General features: G+C 41.0%; 13 protein-coding genes, 4 tRNA genes and 1 riboswitch. Of the genes, 11 read left to right on the forward strand and 6 right to left on the reverse strand.

Going from position 1 to position 17,601, the window contains the following annotated elements; genetic code table 11:
- Nucleotides 1-9: 9 nt before the first annotated feature.
- A complete protein-coding gene (locus tag QUE03_RS12045) occupies nt 10-249 on the forward strand; it encodes a hypothetical protein (protein ID WP_286261768.1) in 240 nt (79 codons plus the stop codon).
- A gap of 75 nt (nt 250-324) precedes the next feature.
- On the opposite strand, the gene QUE03_RS12050 is transcribed toward QUE03_RS12045, so the two are convergent.
- The gene (locus tag QUE03_RS12050; protein WP_286261770.1) at nt 325-1,668 is read right to left on the reverse strand and encodes a DEAD/DEAH box helicase; all 1,344 of its coding nucleotides are present in this window, start codon (nt 1,666-1,668) and stop codon (nt 325-327) included.
- 223 nt (nt 1,669-1,891) lie between these two features.
- Between QUE03_RS12050 and QUE03_RS12055 the strand changes: the two genes are divergently transcribed.
- Nucleotides 1,892-2,182, forward strand: a complete 291-nt coding sequence (locus tag QUE03_RS12055) for a hypothetical protein (protein ID WP_286261772.1) — start codon at nt 1,892-1,894, stop codon at nt 2,180-2,182.
- Nucleotides 2,183-2,255: 73 nt separating this feature from the next.
- On the opposite strand, the gene gltX is transcribed toward QUE03_RS12055, so the two are convergent.
- Nucleotides 2,256-3,668, reverse strand: coding sequence for a glutamate--tRNA ligase (gene gltX, locus QUE03_RS12060; protein WP_286261774.1), 1,413 nt, complete (start codon nt 3,666-3,668; stop codon nt 2,256-2,258).
- A gap of 258 nt (nt 3,669-3,926) precedes the next feature.
- Between gltX and QUE03_RS12065 the strand changes: the two genes are divergently transcribed.
- The 4 genes from QUE03_RS12065 (at nt 3,927) to QUE03_RS12080 (ending at nt 4,335) form a co-directional block, all read left to right on the forward strand.
- Nucleotides 3,927-4,002, forward strand: a tRNA-Val gene (locus QUE03_RS12065).
- 23 nt (nt 4,003-4,025) lie between these two features.
- Nucleotides 4,026-4,101, forward strand: a tRNA-Val gene (locus QUE03_RS12070).
- 41 nt (nt 4,102-4,142) lie between these two features.
- A tRNA-Val gene (locus QUE03_RS12075) sits at nt 4,143-4,218 on the forward strand.
- Nucleotides 4,219-4,259: 41 nt separating this feature from the next.
- A tRNA-Val gene (locus QUE03_RS12080) sits at nt 4,260-4,335 on the forward strand.
- A gap of 463 nt (nt 4,336-4,798) precedes the next feature.
- Here the strand turns inward: QUE03_RS12080 and QUE03_RS12085 are convergent.
- The gene (locus tag QUE03_RS12085; RefSeq protein WP_286261776.1) at nt 4,799-6,628 is read right to left on the reverse strand and encodes a tetratricopeptide repeat protein; all 1,830 of its coding nucleotides are present in this window, start codon (nt 6,626-6,628) and stop codon (nt 4,799-4,801) included.
- Nucleotides 6,629-6,943: 315 nt separating this feature from the next.
- On the opposite strand from QUE03_RS12085, the gene QUE03_RS12090 reads away from it, so the two are divergent.
- On the forward strand, nt 6,944-7,411 hold the full coding sequence (locus QUE03_RS12090; protein ID WP_286261778.1) for a hypothetical protein: 468 nt from the start codon (nt 6,944-6,946) through the stop codon (nt 7,409-7,411).
- Nucleotides 7,412-7,474: 63 nt separating this feature from the next.
- Here the strand turns inward: QUE03_RS12090 and lysC are convergent, their stop codons facing one another.
- Entirely contained in the window at nt 7,475-8,821 is a 1,347-nt protein-coding gene (gene lysC, locus QUE03_RS12095) for a lysine-sensitive aspartokinase 3 (RefSeq protein WP_286261779.1), read from the reverse strand.
- A gap of 145 nt (nt 8,822-8,966) precedes the next feature.
- Nucleotides 8,967-9,179: riboswitch (Lysine riboswitch) on the reverse strand.
- Between the two features lie 240 nt (nt 9,180-9,419).
- Between lysC and QUE03_RS12100 the strand changes: the two genes are divergently transcribed.
- A complete protein-coding gene (locus tag QUE03_RS12100; RefSeq protein ID WP_286261781.1) occupies nt 9,420-10,175 on the forward strand; it encodes an ElyC/SanA/YdcF family protein in 756 nt (251 codons plus the stop codon).
- 20 nt (nt 10,176-10,195) lie between these two features.
- On the opposite strand, the gene QUE03_RS12105 is transcribed toward QUE03_RS12100, so the two are convergent.
- Nucleotides 10,196-10,954: a Nif3-like dinuclear metal center hexameric protein gene (locus tag QUE03_RS12105; RefSeq protein WP_286261783.1), complete on the reverse strand. Its 759-nt coding sequence runs from the start codon at nt 10,952-10,954 to the stop codon at nt 10,196-10,198.
- A gap of 367 nt (nt 10,955-11,321) precedes the next feature.
- Between QUE03_RS12105 and QUE03_RS12110 the strand changes: the two genes are divergently transcribed.
- Entirely contained in the window at nt 11,322-13,922 is a 2,601-nt protein-coding gene (locus QUE03_RS12110) for a TonB-dependent receptor plug domain-containing protein (RefSeq protein ID WP_286261785.1), read from the forward strand.
- A gap of 79 nt (nt 13,923-14,001) precedes the next feature.
- On the opposite strand, the gene QUE03_RS12115 is transcribed toward QUE03_RS12110, so the two are convergent.
- Nucleotides 14,002-14,775: a class I SAM-dependent methyltransferase gene (locus QUE03_RS12115; protein ID WP_286261787.1), complete on the reverse strand. Its 774-nt coding sequence runs from the start codon at nt 14,773-14,775 to the stop codon at nt 14,002-14,004.
- A gap of 52 nt (nt 14,776-14,827) precedes the next feature.
- On the opposite strand from QUE03_RS12115, the gene gloB reads away from it, so the two are divergent.
- Both gloB and QUE03_RS12125 read left to right on the forward strand, forming a co-directional pair.
- Nucleotides 14,828-15,655: a hydroxyacylglutathione hydrolase gene (gene gloB, locus QUE03_RS12120; RefSeq protein ID WP_286261790.1), complete on the forward strand. Its 828-nt coding sequence runs from the start codon at nt 14,828-14,830 to the stop codon at nt 15,653-15,655.
- An 81-nt stretch (nt 15,656-15,736) separates the two neighbouring features.
- Nucleotides 15,737-17,362 carry a LysM peptidoglycan-binding domain-containing protein gene (locus tag QUE03_RS12125; RefSeq protein WP_286261791.1) on the forward strand — a complete coding sequence of 542 codons (1,626 nt, stop codon included), beginning with the start codon at nt 15,737-15,739 and terminating at the stop codon, nt 17,360-17,362.
- Nucleotides 17,363-17,601: the final 239 nt, after the last annotated feature.

A 17,601-nucleotide genomic window follows, 5' to 3' on the forward strand; every position in this document is an offset into this window, starting at 1 on the left:
GGAATAGTTATGAGTTTATTTACCTTACTAAGAGAGAAAGAAGATGAAGTAGATCACCAAAGCTACCGCATCAACTTACTTGAACGTGTTGCTAAAAATTTTGAGCCCAAAGAAGACATTACAGCTTATGAAATGGCGTTAGTGTTTAAGATCTTCGCAATGCTTTCTAATGATATGGATATTGAAGAAATCAGAGAAAAAGCGAAACAATTAAATTCTGATAGACACTTCAATTTTGATGATGAATAACACATCATCAAATGTCTATGAATAAAAAAAAGAGCTTCACTTGAAGCTCTTTTTTTTGTTCAATCATTATATTAACTAGCCTTCGTTGTCCGTATCTATTTCATCAATTGGAACAGTCTTTTTCTTACGCATAACGGGCAAATCGCCGGCATCTTGCGCCGTGAACATCATTTTCTTATTAATACGTCTAGCCTTAACATTACCTTGCTTACCTTCTGCTTTTATTTTGGTATTACTCGGCTTGGCTTTAGTCACCTTTTTAGGTTTTAAGCCTTTAAACTTTGCGACCATTCCTTCGACCTGATCAAAGCTAATTTTTTGCTGCAAGAACCCTTCAACATTTTTGAAACTCAGCCAATCTTTCGGTCCCACCAAAGAAATTGCATCACCCTTACTCCCTGCTCGGCCTGTTCTACCGATACGGTGAACAAACTCTTCCGTGTGTTTTGGCATATCAAAGTTAATCACGTGAGAAACATTCACCAAATCCAAGCCACGTGACGCAAGATCTGTTGTGATTAATATTTTTTGTTGGCCGCGACTAAAGCTGTCCATGATTTGATTACGTTGATTTTGGTTCAGCTCGCCACTAAGCGCAACGGCATTTAACGCATGCTTGTTAAGCTCTATCGCTAAGCGCTCCGTATCACTGCGAGTTGCAGTAAATATAATGACCTGTTGATAGGTTTCAGTATTTAAGAAATGCTCTAGTAGGGCTTGTTTATGATCAAGATGGTCGCACAAATAAAATCGTTTAGTGATGTCTTCATGTTCTGTATGACCATAATTTATCGCAATACGCTTAGGGCTTTTCAACAGCTTCATAGCAAATTCATTCACTTGCGCATGATCTAAAGTTGCTGAGAATAACAAAGTTTGGCGTTTGCGATGATCCGCTGCACTATTGATAGCATCTAGTTGTTCTGCAAAGCCTAAATCTAACATGCGATCCGCTTCATCTAAGATCAACAACTCTAACCCATTAAGATAGAAATGACCTTGTTTTAAATGATCCGCTAAGCGACCTGGTGTCGCGACGATAAAATGTGGATCCTTTTCAAGTGTCTTTACTTGATCATTAAAGTTCTCACCACCAAGAATCAATACGGCTTTAAAATTAGTATTGGCCGTAAATAAACGAAGCTGAGCAAAGACTTGCTTAGCGAGCTCTCTAGTAGGCGTTAATATAACCACACGAGGGTCTTTTTTAGATAGCGCTCTTTGAGTTTGCAAACGCTGCATGGCTGGCAGGACAAAAGCAAGGGTTTTGCCTGAACCAGTCTTAGAAGAAGCAATTAAATCATGACCACCGGAAGCAGCTGGAATAGCATGTTGTTGGATTTCTGTTGGCTCAGTAAAACCTAAATGTTCTATGGTCGCTAGTAGTTTTCTGTCTAAACCAAAATCTGAAAATTGCAATGCCTACTCCGTCTACAAATAATAATAACCATACTATTATAACCTTTAATTGTTCGACATTAGCTAATGGTTTTATATTTTTAACGAATTTTGTCCTGAAAACTCTAGAAAATTGATTACTTCTTTTGATATAACACAAGCTATTAACATGTTGGCTTGGTAATAACTGAACAACAAGTGTAGAGTGTAGAGTATAAACTCTAACTAGCTAAGATATTTTGACATGATAAGCTCTTATCAACCACATAAAAAACCATCTACTGACGTCGCAATGCAAACGCTTATATTGCAAGTAAGAGCTGAATTTCCCTTTTCCTTACCTGAAGCACAAATTTGTGCCGGAAAATGTGTTGGGTGTCCGAAAAAACTATTAGAAATTGCAGACACAGAGTTGTCGGACTGGGAAAGTAAATTAGCCCATGGTGAAACGCCATTACTGGGCGATATCACGCGATTAGGAAAGTTGTGTAAAAACATTCGTCGCGGACTGGTGCGCAATGAGCTAATACAATAGTAAGCTCGCTTTCTTTGCCATAAAAAAAGCAGCGAATGCGCTGCTTTTTAATATCCAAAAATTGAAACTACAACTAGCTGTTTGCAATGCGCTCAGCAACAACGGCTAACGCCATGTCTATTCGCGCAAGTACTTTCTCTTTAGGCAATAGCTCTAGTGTAATATCTAACGATGGCGAGTTACCACCGCCAGTTACAGCAACACGAAGTGGCATCCCCACTTTACCCATGCCTACTTCTAACTCTTCCGCTGTGGAATTAATTGCTTCATGAATTGTTTCAGCTTTCCATTCTGATAATTCAGCCAACTTAGCTTTGACTACTTCCAATGGTTTTTGTGCGACACCACGAAGATGCTTTTTAGCCGCTTTTTCATCAAATTCAGTAAAGTCGTGATAGAAGTAAGTCGAAATAGCAGCCATTTCTTTTAAGGTTTTCACGCGATCTGCTTGTACTTTTACAATCTCGCTAAGTGCTGGCCCGTTATCGGTTGCAATTCCTTGATCCGCCATGTGCCACTCAAGATGAGAGGCAACGTATTCAGGATCCATCGTCTTCATGTAATGTTGGTTAACCCAAATTAGTTTCTCGGTATTGAACGCTGACGGTGCACGGTTACAACCAGTAAGGTCGAATAGTTCAATCATTTCTTCACGTGAGAAAATTTCTTGATCGCCATGAGACCAACCTAAACGCACTAAATAGTTTAATAATGCTTCAGGCAAGTAGCCATCATCACGGTATTGCATAACCCCTACGGCGCCATGACGCTTAGATAGACGCTTACCATCATCACCTAATATCATTGGAATATGAGCGTAGGCTGGAATCTCTGCACCTAAAGCTGCAAGAATATTAATTTGCTTAGGCGTATTTGAGATATGATCGTCACCACGTACAACATGCGACACTTTCATGTCCCAATCATCTACTACAACCGTTAAGTTATAAGTCGGCGTGCCGTCACTACGTGCAATAATCAAATCATCAAGCTGAGTATTGCTAATAGTAATGTCGCCTTTAACCATGTCTTTAATGATTACGTTACCATCAAGCGGGTTTTTAAAGCGGATCACATAAGGCTTATCTTCTGGGTAATCTGTGCGATCGCGCCATAAGCCATTGTATTTTTCAATTTCACCTTTAGCTTTAGCTTCTTCACGCATTGCTTCAACTTCTTCAGCAGTAGAATAACAACGGTATGCATGACCAGATTCTAGTAATTGAGCAATCACTTCTTTATAGCGATCAAATCGTTCAGTTTGGAAATACGGACCATGTGTCCACTCCAGTTGCAACCAGTTCATGCCGTCCATGATCGCATCCACTGATGCCTGCGTAGAGCGCTCTAAATCAGTGTCTTCGATACGTAATATAAAGTCACCACCATTTTTCTTGGCATATAACCAGCTATACAGCGCAGTACGAGCGCCACCAACGTGCAAATAACCTGTTGGGCTTGGTGCAAATCGAGTTGTTAAAGTCATAAATATCTCGTGTTATACAGCCACTGACTCAGTATTAGAGTAAATGGCGAAAAGAAGTCTAAAATTTGGCGCGTATTTTATCAGGCGTTGAAGATGAATACACCCTATTATCTTTCCTGAGACCTAATAAAGTTTACTTTTCAAGCAAGCTGTCGAGTTTTGAAGCAACCAAATTAAATATTGCAATTTTTTGAAAAAAAACGCTTTGTTTCTGTTGACAGTAATTATGATCTCCCTATAATACGCCCCCACAGAGACGGACGATTAGCTCAGTTGGGAGAGCACCGCCCTTACAAGGCGGGGGTCACTGGTTCAAGCCCAGTATCGTCCACCATATCTCTGTTCGAATGAAAATTCGGACGATTAGCTCAGTTGGGAGAGCACCGCCCTTACAAGGCGGGGGTCACTGGTTCAAGCCCAGTATCGTCCACCACTTACTTTTTCCATTGAAAGTAAGTTTGTCGGTTATTCAATGGACGATTAGCTCAGTTGGGAGAGCACCGCCCTTACAAGGCGGGGGTCACTGGTTCAAGCCCAGTATCGTCCACCACTTACTTTTTCCATTGAAAGTAAGTTTATCGGTTATTCAATGGACGATTAGCTCAGTTGGGAGAGCACCGCCCTTACAAGGCGGGGGTCACTGGTTCAAGCCCAGTATCGTCCACCACTACTTATTCCATTAAATCCCTTTAAAAACTAAACATCGCGACGAATGTATACGGTGAGAGCACCTTCTACTCTTTACAGCCCGCGCCAAGTCACTGGTTCAAGCCCAGTATCGTCCACCACTACTTATTCCATTAAATCCCTTTAAAAACTAAACATCGCTACGAATGTATACGGTGAGAGCACCTTCTACTCTTTACAGCCCGCGCCAAGTCACTGGTTCAAGCCCAGTATCGTCCACCACTACTTATTCTATTAAATCCCTTTAAAAACTAAACATCGCGACGAATGTATACGGTATGAGCACCTTCTACTCTTTACAACCCGCGCCAAGTCACTGGTTCAAGCCCGGTATCAATCAACACTAGCTAATTCTCGATTATGCACACTCGTCATTATTTGCTGTGCGATCACCTTTTGTTGTTTTACAACCAGCCTTAAATCAATTGTTTAGCTGATCAAGATCATGTGCCTACTGCTATTCTAGGCAATACATCACATGGGGTTGTCATCCGGTGCTCTTCGCTATGAAACGGATTGGTTCCATGCCACACATAGGAAGGGAAAAAAGCACATAACCCCGGCTGAGGACAAACAGACAAGGCTACTCGCTCTCTGTCTTCACCAAGGTTCATTCCCGTTTCACCAAACGTTACCCATCCTGCCTTTTTAGGATCATCAGCACTTATTTCATTCGGTACTTCAATATAGGTAGGGCCTGAAAACCAGCCATCCGGATGTACGTGATTAACATGAAAGCCTTCTGTTTTCAGCCTTACGGACCAACTGCCCGAAAAATAAAAATCTTGAGTTTTTCGGCTAAGAAAGGGATGTGTTGGATCATCAGGTAAACTTAAAAGGTACTCTTTGATTCTACGCTCAAGTACGCTGCGATAAGCTATAACTTCTTTGATTGGCTGGTACAATAATCGACCGGGGGTTTGTGTACCGTGACGCACGCTTTGATCTAATGGCGTTTTAACGGTTTGGTGCATTTTGATTAAAGCATTTTGTAAATCATGAATAAAATGCTCAAAATTATCATACCCCTCTGGCGTGTCTAACACTTTGGCTTGCACAAACTGATCATAGTTATTTAGCCAAGCTTCACGTTCATCGCCAGTAAAGCGCCAACATAAACCTTTAAATGCCCACATCTCTTGCTCAAATGGGTTAAGGCGCTGCGCAACATCAAGATGTTGCATCGCTTGGTGGTATTCGCGTTCTTGAATTAAGAAGTTTGCCGCGTCAATACGAAAACGTTCATTAAATGGCGCTTGTTTTACGGCATTGCTAATATGCTCTACCGCAGATTCCGCATTACCCGTTTGACCGTAAAGCAAGCCAAGACTATGGCTTAATGACGGCAATTCTCCCAATTCATTTATTGCTGTCACTAATACCTGTAATGACTCTTCTGTACGATTAGCCATTTTTAGTTGATTGGCGTAGGCAACACGCAGCTCTGGACATTCAGCGTGCTGCTTAATCGCATGCTGAAAAGACTGTGTAAATCTATCAGTGTCGCCGTGCTCCCAAAACATTTTATTTAACGTTTCGTGGGCAGCAACATAGTCCGGTTTAAGGTTTATCGCTTTTTGCAGATGCACGTCAGTTTCCTTTGGGTGACCTGCATCATAAGATGCACACGCCATATTAAAATGTAGCTCTGGAATATCATCATTTGAGTCCATAGCTTGACGATAACAACTAATGGCCTCTTCAGGACGTTGTAAAGTACGCAGTAGCACCCCTTTATTGTTCAACACGTTAAGATTATCAGGTTGAATTTCAAGCGCTTTATCAAAAGCAATCAGTGCTTCATCAAATAATTCTTGTGCTTGTAATGCGCTGCCTAATGCTGAATAGGCACTAGCGCTTTCTGGCATTAACTCACATGCCCTTTTTAAACTGGCGACCGCCTCAGGTTGTTGTTTGGCTGATGAATAGGCCAGACCTAAATTAAAATAAGCAAGGCCAAATGTTGGACGGGATTTTATCGCTTGCAAATAATATGTAATTGCTTGCTCAGGTTGTGCAAGTTTACCCATTGCATTGCCTAAACTATTATAAACATCTGCTTTTTGAGGGTGCCTTGTTAGTGCTCGTTTGAAAAAAGCCACGGCCTCTTCAAATAGCCCTTGCCGCTGTCTAATGTTGCCCAATAAAAATAGCGCGTTAGGTTCACCAGGAACGGCGGTCAACACTACATTGAATTTCTGCTCCGCAGCCATTAATTCATTATTATGGAGTGCCTGTAAGCCTTGATTTAGGATCTGTTGGAGGTTTTGCATTATTAGATTTTATATTTTTTACCACTTCCTACAAAACTATCAATTAAACCTATCACTTCACTTGATGTAGATTAATAATTGCGCTTTAAACCATATTGTCCAATTGCACTTTTCAGTCGCAACGTTGAAAAACTTAAGTGATTGATAGCGTTATACGTATCACTCTTGAAAATTATTGAAGTGCTATTGAACGATTTATCATCACGGCAACTTGCCCTAAATCAATAATGTTTATACCAACTTACATTATACTGTGGTTATATTTAACAATGCGCTAGAGTTAATTCTCAGCTCTAAAATAAAAACTGAATAACTATGAGTAAATCAATTAAAGCGATCCTATTGTTGTTAGCTGCGTTTTTTCTATTCGTTGGATTTAAAAGTGCGTTTGATACCAAATCATATGAAGAGCTTACAAATGTAAAAACTATTAAGGGTGTGATTTATAAATTACACTGCCCACAAAATGGTGCCGCAGCACTTAGCTTGGAGGACTCCTCAGATACATATAATTTGAGCATAAAGTTCAGAGTCGATTATTGTAACGATGACAATGCGGAGAAACTTTTAGGTAAAGCCGTCAGTATAAAAGCGATCCCCGTCAATACTGGGTTTTATCAAGTCTATGACCTTAAACATGAAAACAATGTTGTCTTGAGCCCAGACGAAGTGGCAGCCGATAGAAGTAATTCAACGATTGGTTTGTTCTTTTTAGCTTTCTTACTGATAGCATTGGTTGTCTACAAAAGCCGCAAAGGTGTCAAAAATAATAAAGCAGATTAATCAAAGCTGAATACCAACTTGACCGAAACAGGCACTTATTGTATTCAGCTTATAGTTTATTGATTAGGCAAACAGGGTGTTGTGTAGCTGTTCAACGACAGTATTCGCATCATTTTCTGGCACAAGAAAACATAAGTTATTTGGGCTAGCCCCATGGCAAATCATACGAATGTTAAAATCATTGATTTTATCGAACACGCTCCGTCCTAATCCTTTAGTGGCATGTAAGTTGTTACCAATAACGGCAACTAAAGACAAGCCATGTTCAACACTGACTTCACATAATTGTTCCAGTTCACTGACTACCGAACTGTTAATTAATGATTGGGTTGACCCTGTCGGGTTATCAAACGTTAGCGCAACACTGATTTCACTGGTGGTAATCAAATCAACGCTGAGTTCATGTTTTGCTAAAATGCTAAAGACTTTAGCAAGGAAACCACTTGCATGCAGCATTGCTGGGCTCTTAACCGTTACCAGTGTTTGCTCACGGCGCAAAGCAATAGAGCGATAAGTGGGATTAGACGCTACCGTTTGCTGAATACGTGTGCCGCCTTTTTCTGGCTCTTTACTCGAGCCGACAAAGACAGGGATATTATGACGCATGGCGGGAATTAACGTCGCAGGGTGTAGAATTTTTGCGCCAAAGGTTGCCATTTCTGCCGCTTCACCAAAGCTTATTTCATTAATAGCACGCGCTTGGTCGGTAATTCTAGGATCTGTAGTAAAAATACCAACGACATCGGTCCAAATAGACAAATTGTTCGCATCAAGCGCTTCAGCGAGTAATGCTGCGCTATAGTCTGAGCCACCTCGACCTAAAGTTGTCGTATGACCAAGCCCGTCTTGACCGATAAAGCCTTGAGTGACAATAACTTCTGAGTCCAGTTTTGGAGCAAGTTGCTCGATAGCATTTACTTTCAATTGCTCGATATCAACAACCGCTTTGCCATAAAGACTGTTGGTTTTCATCACTTGTCGAACATCAAAACAGCCTGCCTTTAAACCAACATTATTTAGCACTTCAGTAAATAGAAGTGAGCTAAATTTTTCGCCAAAAGACAATATTTCATCAGCATTCTTAGCGTTATATTGCTCGGACTGGCAATGCGCTACAGTGGCGAGCTGATCTAAAAACTCATGGATAGTGACGTCTAGCGCTACCTTATTTTCAAGGTGTTGACTGATGTTCGTTTGAATTTCAGCAATTGACGCCAATATTTCATTTTGTTCATCAGCTGGCACACTTTGTTGCCCTAACCGCACTAAATGGTTAGTTACGCCTGCACTGGCCGATACCACAATGACGCGGTTGCTAGCATCCGACTTGATAATCTGAGCACAACGCTGCATGGCATCAAAGTCAGCGACACTGGTTCCACCAAACTTGGCGACAGTAATATTAGGCATGAGCGTTCCTTGAGTTGCATCTACAATTCATTAACGGATACGGTGTGACAAAGTCTATTTTTTTCATGGTAGGTTCTCCCTAAAGCTTATACAACAAGGAAGAGCGTGACTGAACGTTTCGCGAGCAAAAAACACAAGAACATTTTCAGCCAGAAGCTCTCCACCCAATTCTATTAACCCACATCTGATATTATCAGTATGGGTGAATAGCGGTGACAGTCCTAAGGATTCAACCTTAGCAACCGGACGCATTTCGCCACACGAAAATGCCTCCTCGGCGCTAGATCCCCCTCAATAGCTTTCATAGGAATGTGGTTCCTCAAACTATCTACCTGGCTAACGCACCTCTTCTGGTGTTAGAAAGTTTATAAAATAAAGTAAAAACTTAATAACGCGGTTATTAAACCTTAATGTTGCACCTTTTTCAATAGACTTTTAGACGTCTATGAAAAGAAAATTTTCAACTCACCTTTCAAAGCGAAATATTTGTCTATGATTAACGGAATAATATACTGTTTTGACGACTAGATGTTGTTATAGTTTGTCGCTCATTAGACTCTACACATATCAATAAATCAGACGGATAACTGCACAACCCATGGATTTTTTCATCTTTAAAAAGCTAGTCTCCGTGCTAGTTATGCCAATTAATGTGGCAATCTTATTATTAATTCTCTCATTAGTATTTTTCAAGCGTAAGCCCAAGTTCGCATTTAAATCGCTCATTAGCGCCGTTGTACTATTGATCGTTACCGCATCTCCGCCGATCTCTAACCAGTTAGTCGTTCCAATGGAACAAAATTATGAAAGTTTTTCTCTATCGGCCAAACCCGTGGATTACATCGTCATTCTAGGTTGTGGACATCAATCAAATGATGCTCTGGCTGTCACAAGTCAATTAAAACCGTGTTCATTGCAACGACTAGTCGAAGGCCTACGAATTTCTAGGCTACACCCAGAGGCCACCATCATCACTTCTGGTCACTCCATTAAAGACCCCGTATCTAATGCTGAAAAAGTCAAACAGGCTGCCATTGCTTTAGGCATTGATGGCCGAAAAATTATTACAGAAAATTACCCGAAAGATACACAAGAAGAAGCAGAGTTAATTGGTCCGCGCGTAAAAGGTAAAAATGTTGTGTTAGTGACTGATGCTTACCATTTACCAAGAGCGATAAAGTACTTTGAACTTCAAGGGGTAAACGCAATTCCTGCGCCTGCAGGGTATTTTGTCAAAAACCCTAATGCAGATATTCACTGGCTATCCTATTTCCCATCGAGTCATAACCTATATAAGGCAAGTATTGCCTGGTATGAAGCGATGGGAAGAGCATGGCAATGGATAGCCTACTAAATACGACTAATAGGTAAAATTTACACCGGATTATCTATATCAACGAAGTCTACGCTGAGATTAAATTTCGTTTTGAGGTGTTCACCTAATGCCTTCGCACCATACCGCTCAGTGGCGTGATGGCCAGCAGCGAAAAAGTGAATATTCATCTCTCTAGCCACATGCGTGGTTTGCTCTGATGCTTCGCCACTAATAAAAGCATCGACACCGGCTTGGGCTGCTAGTTCAATATAACCTTGACCTCCTCCGGTGCACCACGCCACGGTTTTTATATCTTTATTATCGGGTGAAGAGATATGTAAACAAGAGCGAGCAAGCGAAGTGGAAATCACTTGAGCAAACTTACTTGCAGATATTGGCTCGGCTAACTCACCTCTCACAACAACCGATTGCGGATTATTTGACTCTAGTGGCAGTACGTTTTCAATTTCCAACCGTTTTGCGAGTTGGGCATTATTGCCAAGCTCAGGATGCACATCTAACGGTAAATGGTAGGCAAACAAATTGATATTGTGATCAAGGAGTTTTTTTATTCGATTGTACTTCATCCCGGTAATGGTTGGGTTTTCACTTTTCCAAAAATAACCGTGATGCACCAATAGAGTATCTGCTCCCTGTTCAATAGCGGCATCAATCAATGCTTCTGTTGCTGTCACGCCGGTGACTATTTTATTTACCTGTTCACTCCCTTGAATTTGCAATCCGTTAGGACAAAAATCTTTAATAAGGTGGGGTTGCAGCACTTCATTTAAATACGCTTCTAATTCAGAACGTTGCATAATAATTACTCAATAAAAATCGCGTTGGCATTATTATCACACATTCGAGATGTAATCGCGGTTAAAAAGTTTCATCTAGTCAAACAAATTTATTCTTCTTTACTTTATCTTTATTTACGAAAAAAATCGTATCATCTTCTTTTTAAATCAATTACTTAGCGATTTAACCAAAAAAAAACCGGATAGAAATATTTACAATTCCATAAAATTAGAAACAGAAAAAGTGTTCCACAACCGTTTGATTTCTGTTACAAAATTAGGGTCATGTTTTACCTTTTATAACAACGCAGTAGCAAATGTTAACGACGTGTTAATGAGGTTGTAACTAGGATTTGACGCATAATTATAAACAAAAGGAAATATGGAAATGACAAAGTTAAACTCAAAGCGTAATTCTCTCGCGCTTAGTATTTCTGTCGCACTACTTGCCTCTCAAAGTATGAATGCATTCGCAGCCGAAGAAGAAGAGATAGAAAGAATTGAAATCACTGGTTCCCATATTAAAAGAACCAGCATGGAAGGCCCATCACCCGTTACGAGCTTATCTCAAGAAGATATTTCAAAAACAGGTGTAACCGATCTAATCAGTTTATTTACTAAACTACCCATTTCTGGTCAAGGTACGTTCTCTACTCAAGCAAACTCTAGTGATGATACTGCCAACGGTGGTTCTTCAGTTTCACTTCGTGGTTTGGGGGCGGACTCAACACTTATCTTAGTGAACGGTCGCCGTGTATCAGTGAGCCCGTTCGCTAAAGGCATTGATACGGCGTTTGTCGATATCAACAACATTCCATTATCTGCAATTAAGCGCGTTGATATCCTTAAAGATGGCGCATCTGCAACATACGGCTCAGACGCTGTTGCAGGTGTTATCAACGTGGTATTACGTGATGATGTTGAAGGTGTAGAGCTTACCGGTAAAGTAGGTACTACAGAAGAAGGTGGTGAAGAGCAAAGTGTTAGTTTAGTTTTCGGTAACGTAACTGACAAATCTAGCCATACCTTTATTATGGAATATTACGATCGTGAAGAAGTCTTATACGCAGATCGTGATTATTCAAAATCGGCTAACCAACAAGCATTAACGGGCAGAGCCAATGCCACAGATTTCCGCTCTTCATCAGGTATTCCTGGTACTATCGCATTAAGAGCCGATCCTTCAAACCGTTTGATTGACACTTTTGGCAACGATGTTTGTTCACCTGAAGACTCAGATCCGGCAAATAACTTATGTCGTTATGACTATGCGCCGCATATGACGATGATCCCTGATGCGGAACGTTTCAGCTGGAACTACATGGGCAAATATACAGTTAACGACAACGTTGAAGCGTTTGCTGAGTTAAACGGCCAGAACTCTAAATCAATTGTTCGAGGTGCAGGTAGCCCAAGCTTTAACGAATTGTTCATGGATGGTGATAACGTTAATCACCCGTTCGCTGACATGCCAGATCATGAGTTCTACCAGCAAGACTTAACCATGCGTCGTCGTACCGTTGATATCGGCAACCGTGAAAAGCGTGTTGATTCTGACTACTACCGCGCTATTGTAGGTTTACGTGGTGAAATCGACACATGGAGCTGGGAAGCAGCATATAGCTACATTAAGAATGAGTCAGTTGAACGAGGTGTCGATGGTTTCCCTAATTCTCGCCGTATTCAAGAAGCGATTGATTCAGGTTTATGGAACCCGTTCGAGCCTTCTAGCAACACTCAAGAAGCTTTAGACTACATCGAAACCACAACCACACGTGTCGGTAAATCAACTAACCGTTCATTTGATATCAAGTTCTCAGGTCCTATCATGGAAATGGAGCATGGCGATATGTATATGGCGATTGGTGCTGAGTACCGTGAAGAAGCGATCAGTGATAATCCTGATGATCAATTTTTACGTGGTGATGTCTTTGGTACAGAGGCAACTCAAGCAAACGGCGAACGTGACAACACAGCCATCTTTGGTGAGTTAATTGTTCCTGTACTTGATACCTTAGAATTCCAATTCGCAGTACGTCACGAAGACTATAGCGACTTTGGTACGACAACCGATCCTAAGGTTTCATTCCTATGGACGCCTACTGAAGACCTAAGCCTACGTGGTTCATACGGTACAGCATTCCGCGCACCATCACTACATCAGCTAGGATTAGGCCGCACTGATGAGTCACCAAACTTAGTTGATACTGCGCGTTGTGCTGCAATTGGTGATCAAGACAGAGCGTGTGATCCACAAGAGTACACGGCGATATTTGAAGGTAACCCTGATCTAGGTCCAGAAGAGTCAACAAGTTATAACTTTGGTGTTGTATATAACGTAACTGATGATCTTAACTTCTCTGTGGATTACTACGATTACGATATTGAAGACATCATTGATTCAGATACGCAATTTGTAATGGATAACTTCGGTTTAGATCAAAGTATTGTAGTTCGTCGTCCGACAGCCATTCCTGGGGATCCAGGTGAAGTGATTCAAGTTAATGATGGCTTCCAAAACATTGGCGACCTTAAAACATCTGGTTTAGATGTTGATGTTCGTTACAACTTGGAAACTGAATATGGTCAGTTCAAATTTGGTTACGTCTTAAACTACGTACTTAAATTTGAAGATTATAAAGGCACAGAAGAAGGTGGTTTCGAACAACCTGAAATGCGCTGGACAACATCTGCTGACTGGATTAAAGATGACTTTAGTGCAACTGTTGCAGTGAACTACATAGATGAGTTTGAGCAAGAAGCGTCAGTACGCGATCCTTCAAACGGTATTAACATGGTTGATTCAATGACAACAGTTGATTTAACGATGAACTACTTTGGTATTGAAAACACGGTATTATCATTAGGTGCAACTAACCTATTTGATGAAGAGCCACCGTTTGCTTACCATGACTTCATGGGCTTCGTTGTCAATGTTCATAGTGGTCAAGGCCGTTTTGCTTACTTAAAAGCTTCATATAAGTTCTAATGATAAATTAGCTAACTTAATGCAATTGAAAAAGCCGCTTACGCGGCTTTTTTTATACCATCATATAAATAAGAAATACTTAATGATCGTTAGTATCATTTTGTTGATGTTTAGATAAGTTAGCACCATTCATCGTTGTTACCTTAACAGGTTGAAAACTTGGTCTAACTTTCCATTTAGGCTTGATTGGAGTAAGCGGTAGAACACGCTTTTTAGCAACAATCACGTAGACACTACCAAAAGGTCTTAAATAATTATCGGCAAAACGCTGCCATTTTTGACCAATAGCGCCTTCGCCAACATTACCCACTAAATTGGTATGGAGTCCTCTAATATCATCCAATATTTCAAAACCCATTAATTGCAACCAATCTTTAACTCGCATTGGTGTAAAAAAGTGCTCGTTCCACGGCAGGTGGTGCCGCCTTAAAGGTGTTATGCGATTGAGTCCAGCTAAACTTACTGGATTAAAACCGGTTACCACCAGATAGCCATTCGGGATCAGCACTCTACTTGCTTCACGTAATACATGGTGTGGATCTACCGAAAATTCCAAGGCGTGACTTAACAGTGAGACATCAACGCTGTGTTCGATAAAAGGTAAGTCATCAACGTCCGCTATCACACTTGGCTTTTCGTTAAGCTGGCCGACAGAAAACTGATGTTTAATGCTGCAACCTTGCGTCGACAGTTGACTGCTCAGTGCACCTATTTTTAGAAAATGATACCCAAAAAACTTTGGTAACCAAGGAGCAAGCGCTTGATCGATATACGCGCGAATAACGTCTCCATTAGGCAATTCGTGCCAATGGTTTGGGTGATGTGGTTGTCGAAAGGCAAGTGCTGGTTTCATTTAGTGTTTCAGGCTAATCGCATTATTATATATAATAATGGTAAACCTAACGATGAATGTAAACCCTATGCCGTTAAACGTACTGCCAATCAAAGCATTTTCTGACAATTATATTTGGGCACTGCAACCACAAGGTTGTGCCGAAGTTACACTTGTTGACCCAGGCCAAGCTGAGCCTTGCATTGAGTATTTAAAGCAAAATGGCTTATCGTTAAACGCAATTTTAATCACTCATCACCATCCGGATCACACGGGTGGCGTCGTCGCCTTAAAGGCTTACACTAAAGCATGTGGTCATGACATCAAAGTGTATGGGCCTGCAACAGAGAATATTCCTGCGTGCGACATTAAGTTAGCAGAAAGTGACTTGGTCTCACTGGCGTTTACGAACACTACCTCAAACGAAAGTACTGAAATCGAGTTTTCCATCCTTGATTTACCCGGTCATACTTCAGGTCATATTGCCTACGTTCATGAGCAAGCATTGTTTTGTGGCGATACTTTATTCTCTGGCGGTTGTGGTCGCTTATTTGAAGGAACTGCCGAACAAATGCATCAATCATTAGCTAAGCTAAAGGTGCTCCCTGCATCCACCCCTGTTTACTGTACTCATGAATACACGCAAGCTAATTTACACTTCGCTATCGCCGTCGAGCCGAATAACAAAGCACTGCAAAATTACTTTGAGCAGGTCATAGCGCTTAGGGCCAAAAATCAAATCACATTACCTTCAACAATACAGTTAGAAAATGCGATCAATCCGTTTTTACGCTGCGAACAACAAGACGTAATCATGGCGGCGAATAGCTATAGCCAGCAAACACTTAACAACAGTGTTGAAGTGTTTGCCGCGATTAGAGCATGGAAAGATAATTTTTAATCGCAGCAAAAATACCGCAAACACTTGAATTCATTTTTCAAACACGTAAAATTTTGTAACTTTTCGCCGAATAGAAACCATATGAAGTATTTATCTCTTTCGCTCTCAGCATCGCTATTATTATTGGGTTGTCAGTCAACCACTTTCCCGTCAGCTGAAGAGGAAGCTCAAATCGTTGCTACTGAACATCTAGCGGATCCAATTGAAATCAATCAAGCGCTTTTAGCGGATGAGTCTATTGCGGTGATTCACCCTGTAGCCGATGTTGACATTGACCTAGACAATAATGACATTCATATCTCAAGCGATATTTGGCAGCATATACGTCAAAATCTAAGCTTTGATATTCCAAGTAACAAACGTATTGACGCTCAGCGCAACTGGTATGTTAAGCACCCTAATTACTTGGATCGTGTGGCAAAACGTGCGGAGCCTTTCATGCACTATATAGTGCAAGAGTTAGAGGCCAATGATATGCCTCTAGAAATGACCTTGTTACCCATCGTTGAAAGTGCTTTTGACCCGTTTGCCTACTCGCATGGCAGAGCATCAGGGATGTGGCAATTCGTTCCGGGAACAGGAAAACGCTTTGGCATGAAGCAAAACTGGTGGTATGACGGACGACGTGACGTTGCCGCATCAACACAGGGCGCTGTTAAATACCTAAAATACCTTCACAAATATTTTGACGGTGATTGGTTATTAGCACTTGCGGCTTATAATTCCGGCGAAGGCCGCGTAAAACGTGCGATGAGAAATAATGCACGCAAAAATAAGCCTACTGACTTTTGGTCGTTGGATTTACCTAAAGAAACTCGCGCCTATGTTCCCAAGCTGTTAGCACTGGCAGAAATTGTCAAACAACCAGAAAAGTTCGACTTAAAGCTTTACGAAATTGAAAACCGTGAAGTCATCACTAAGGTCGATATCAAGTCTCAATTAGACTTAGCCAAAGCGGCTCGCCTTGCTGAATTATCATTAGCAGAAATTCAACGTTTAAACCCAGGTTTTAATCGCTGGGCAACTGATCCAGATGGGCCACATTATTTACTATTACCAACATCTAAAATTGAACAATTTACCACTGGATTGGCAAAGCTGTCTGACAAAGATCGTTTATCTTGGCAACGCTACAAAATTAAAAATGGTGATAGCTTAATTAAGATTGCCAATAAATTTCACACCACACCAGAGCTTGTTGCCAAGGTAAATAATGTCAAGGGCACCAACATACGTGCCGGCAAACATTTATTGATCCCTGTTGCCGCACAGGCGCTTGATGATTACATATTGTCCCAAGATAAGCGGTTAGCTAAAACACAAAGCAGAGAAAGAAGCGGCGTTAAGTTGACCCATCTTGTGAAAAATGGCGACACCCTATGGGATATCAGCCGTGTCTATAAAGTCAGCACAAAAAGTATCGCGAAATGGAATGGCATGGCGCCAAGGGACTATATCAAGCCAGGACAGAAGCTCGTGATCTGGCAAAAAGCCAAAATGACACAATCATCGGCTAGCCCAGTTGAACAAATCGTGATGCGCAATATCCGATATAAAGTACGTCGTGGCGATTCCTTTGCGCGTATTGCGGATAAATTTAATGTCCGCATCAGTGACATCGAGAAATGGAACAGTTTGAGTCGTAAAAACTATCTTCAGCCTGGTCAAATGTTAAAGCTGTCGGTTGATGTGACCAACAGCATTTAGTTTTAAACCTTTAAAGCATTAGAAAATAAGCGCTCGTATGGGCGCTTTTTTCTAATTCTGATTTATTAATGCATTGTCACTTTACAATATGTAGTCCCACTCCCCGCTCGAAAAACAAAGCCTTTTTCAATGAGTAAATCGTTAAAAGCTGTACTTATTCCTGGAATAATATTCGCCAGTGAATCGTACCGATTACAAATTGATACTTTATAGAGGCCATGTTCAGCATGTATTGTCAT

The sequence above is a fragment of the Thalassotalea atypica genome (assembly GCF_030295975.1).
GTDB lineage: Bacteria > Pseudomonadota > Gammaproteobacteria > Enterobacterales > Alteromonadaceae > Thalassotalea_F > Thalassotalea_F atypica.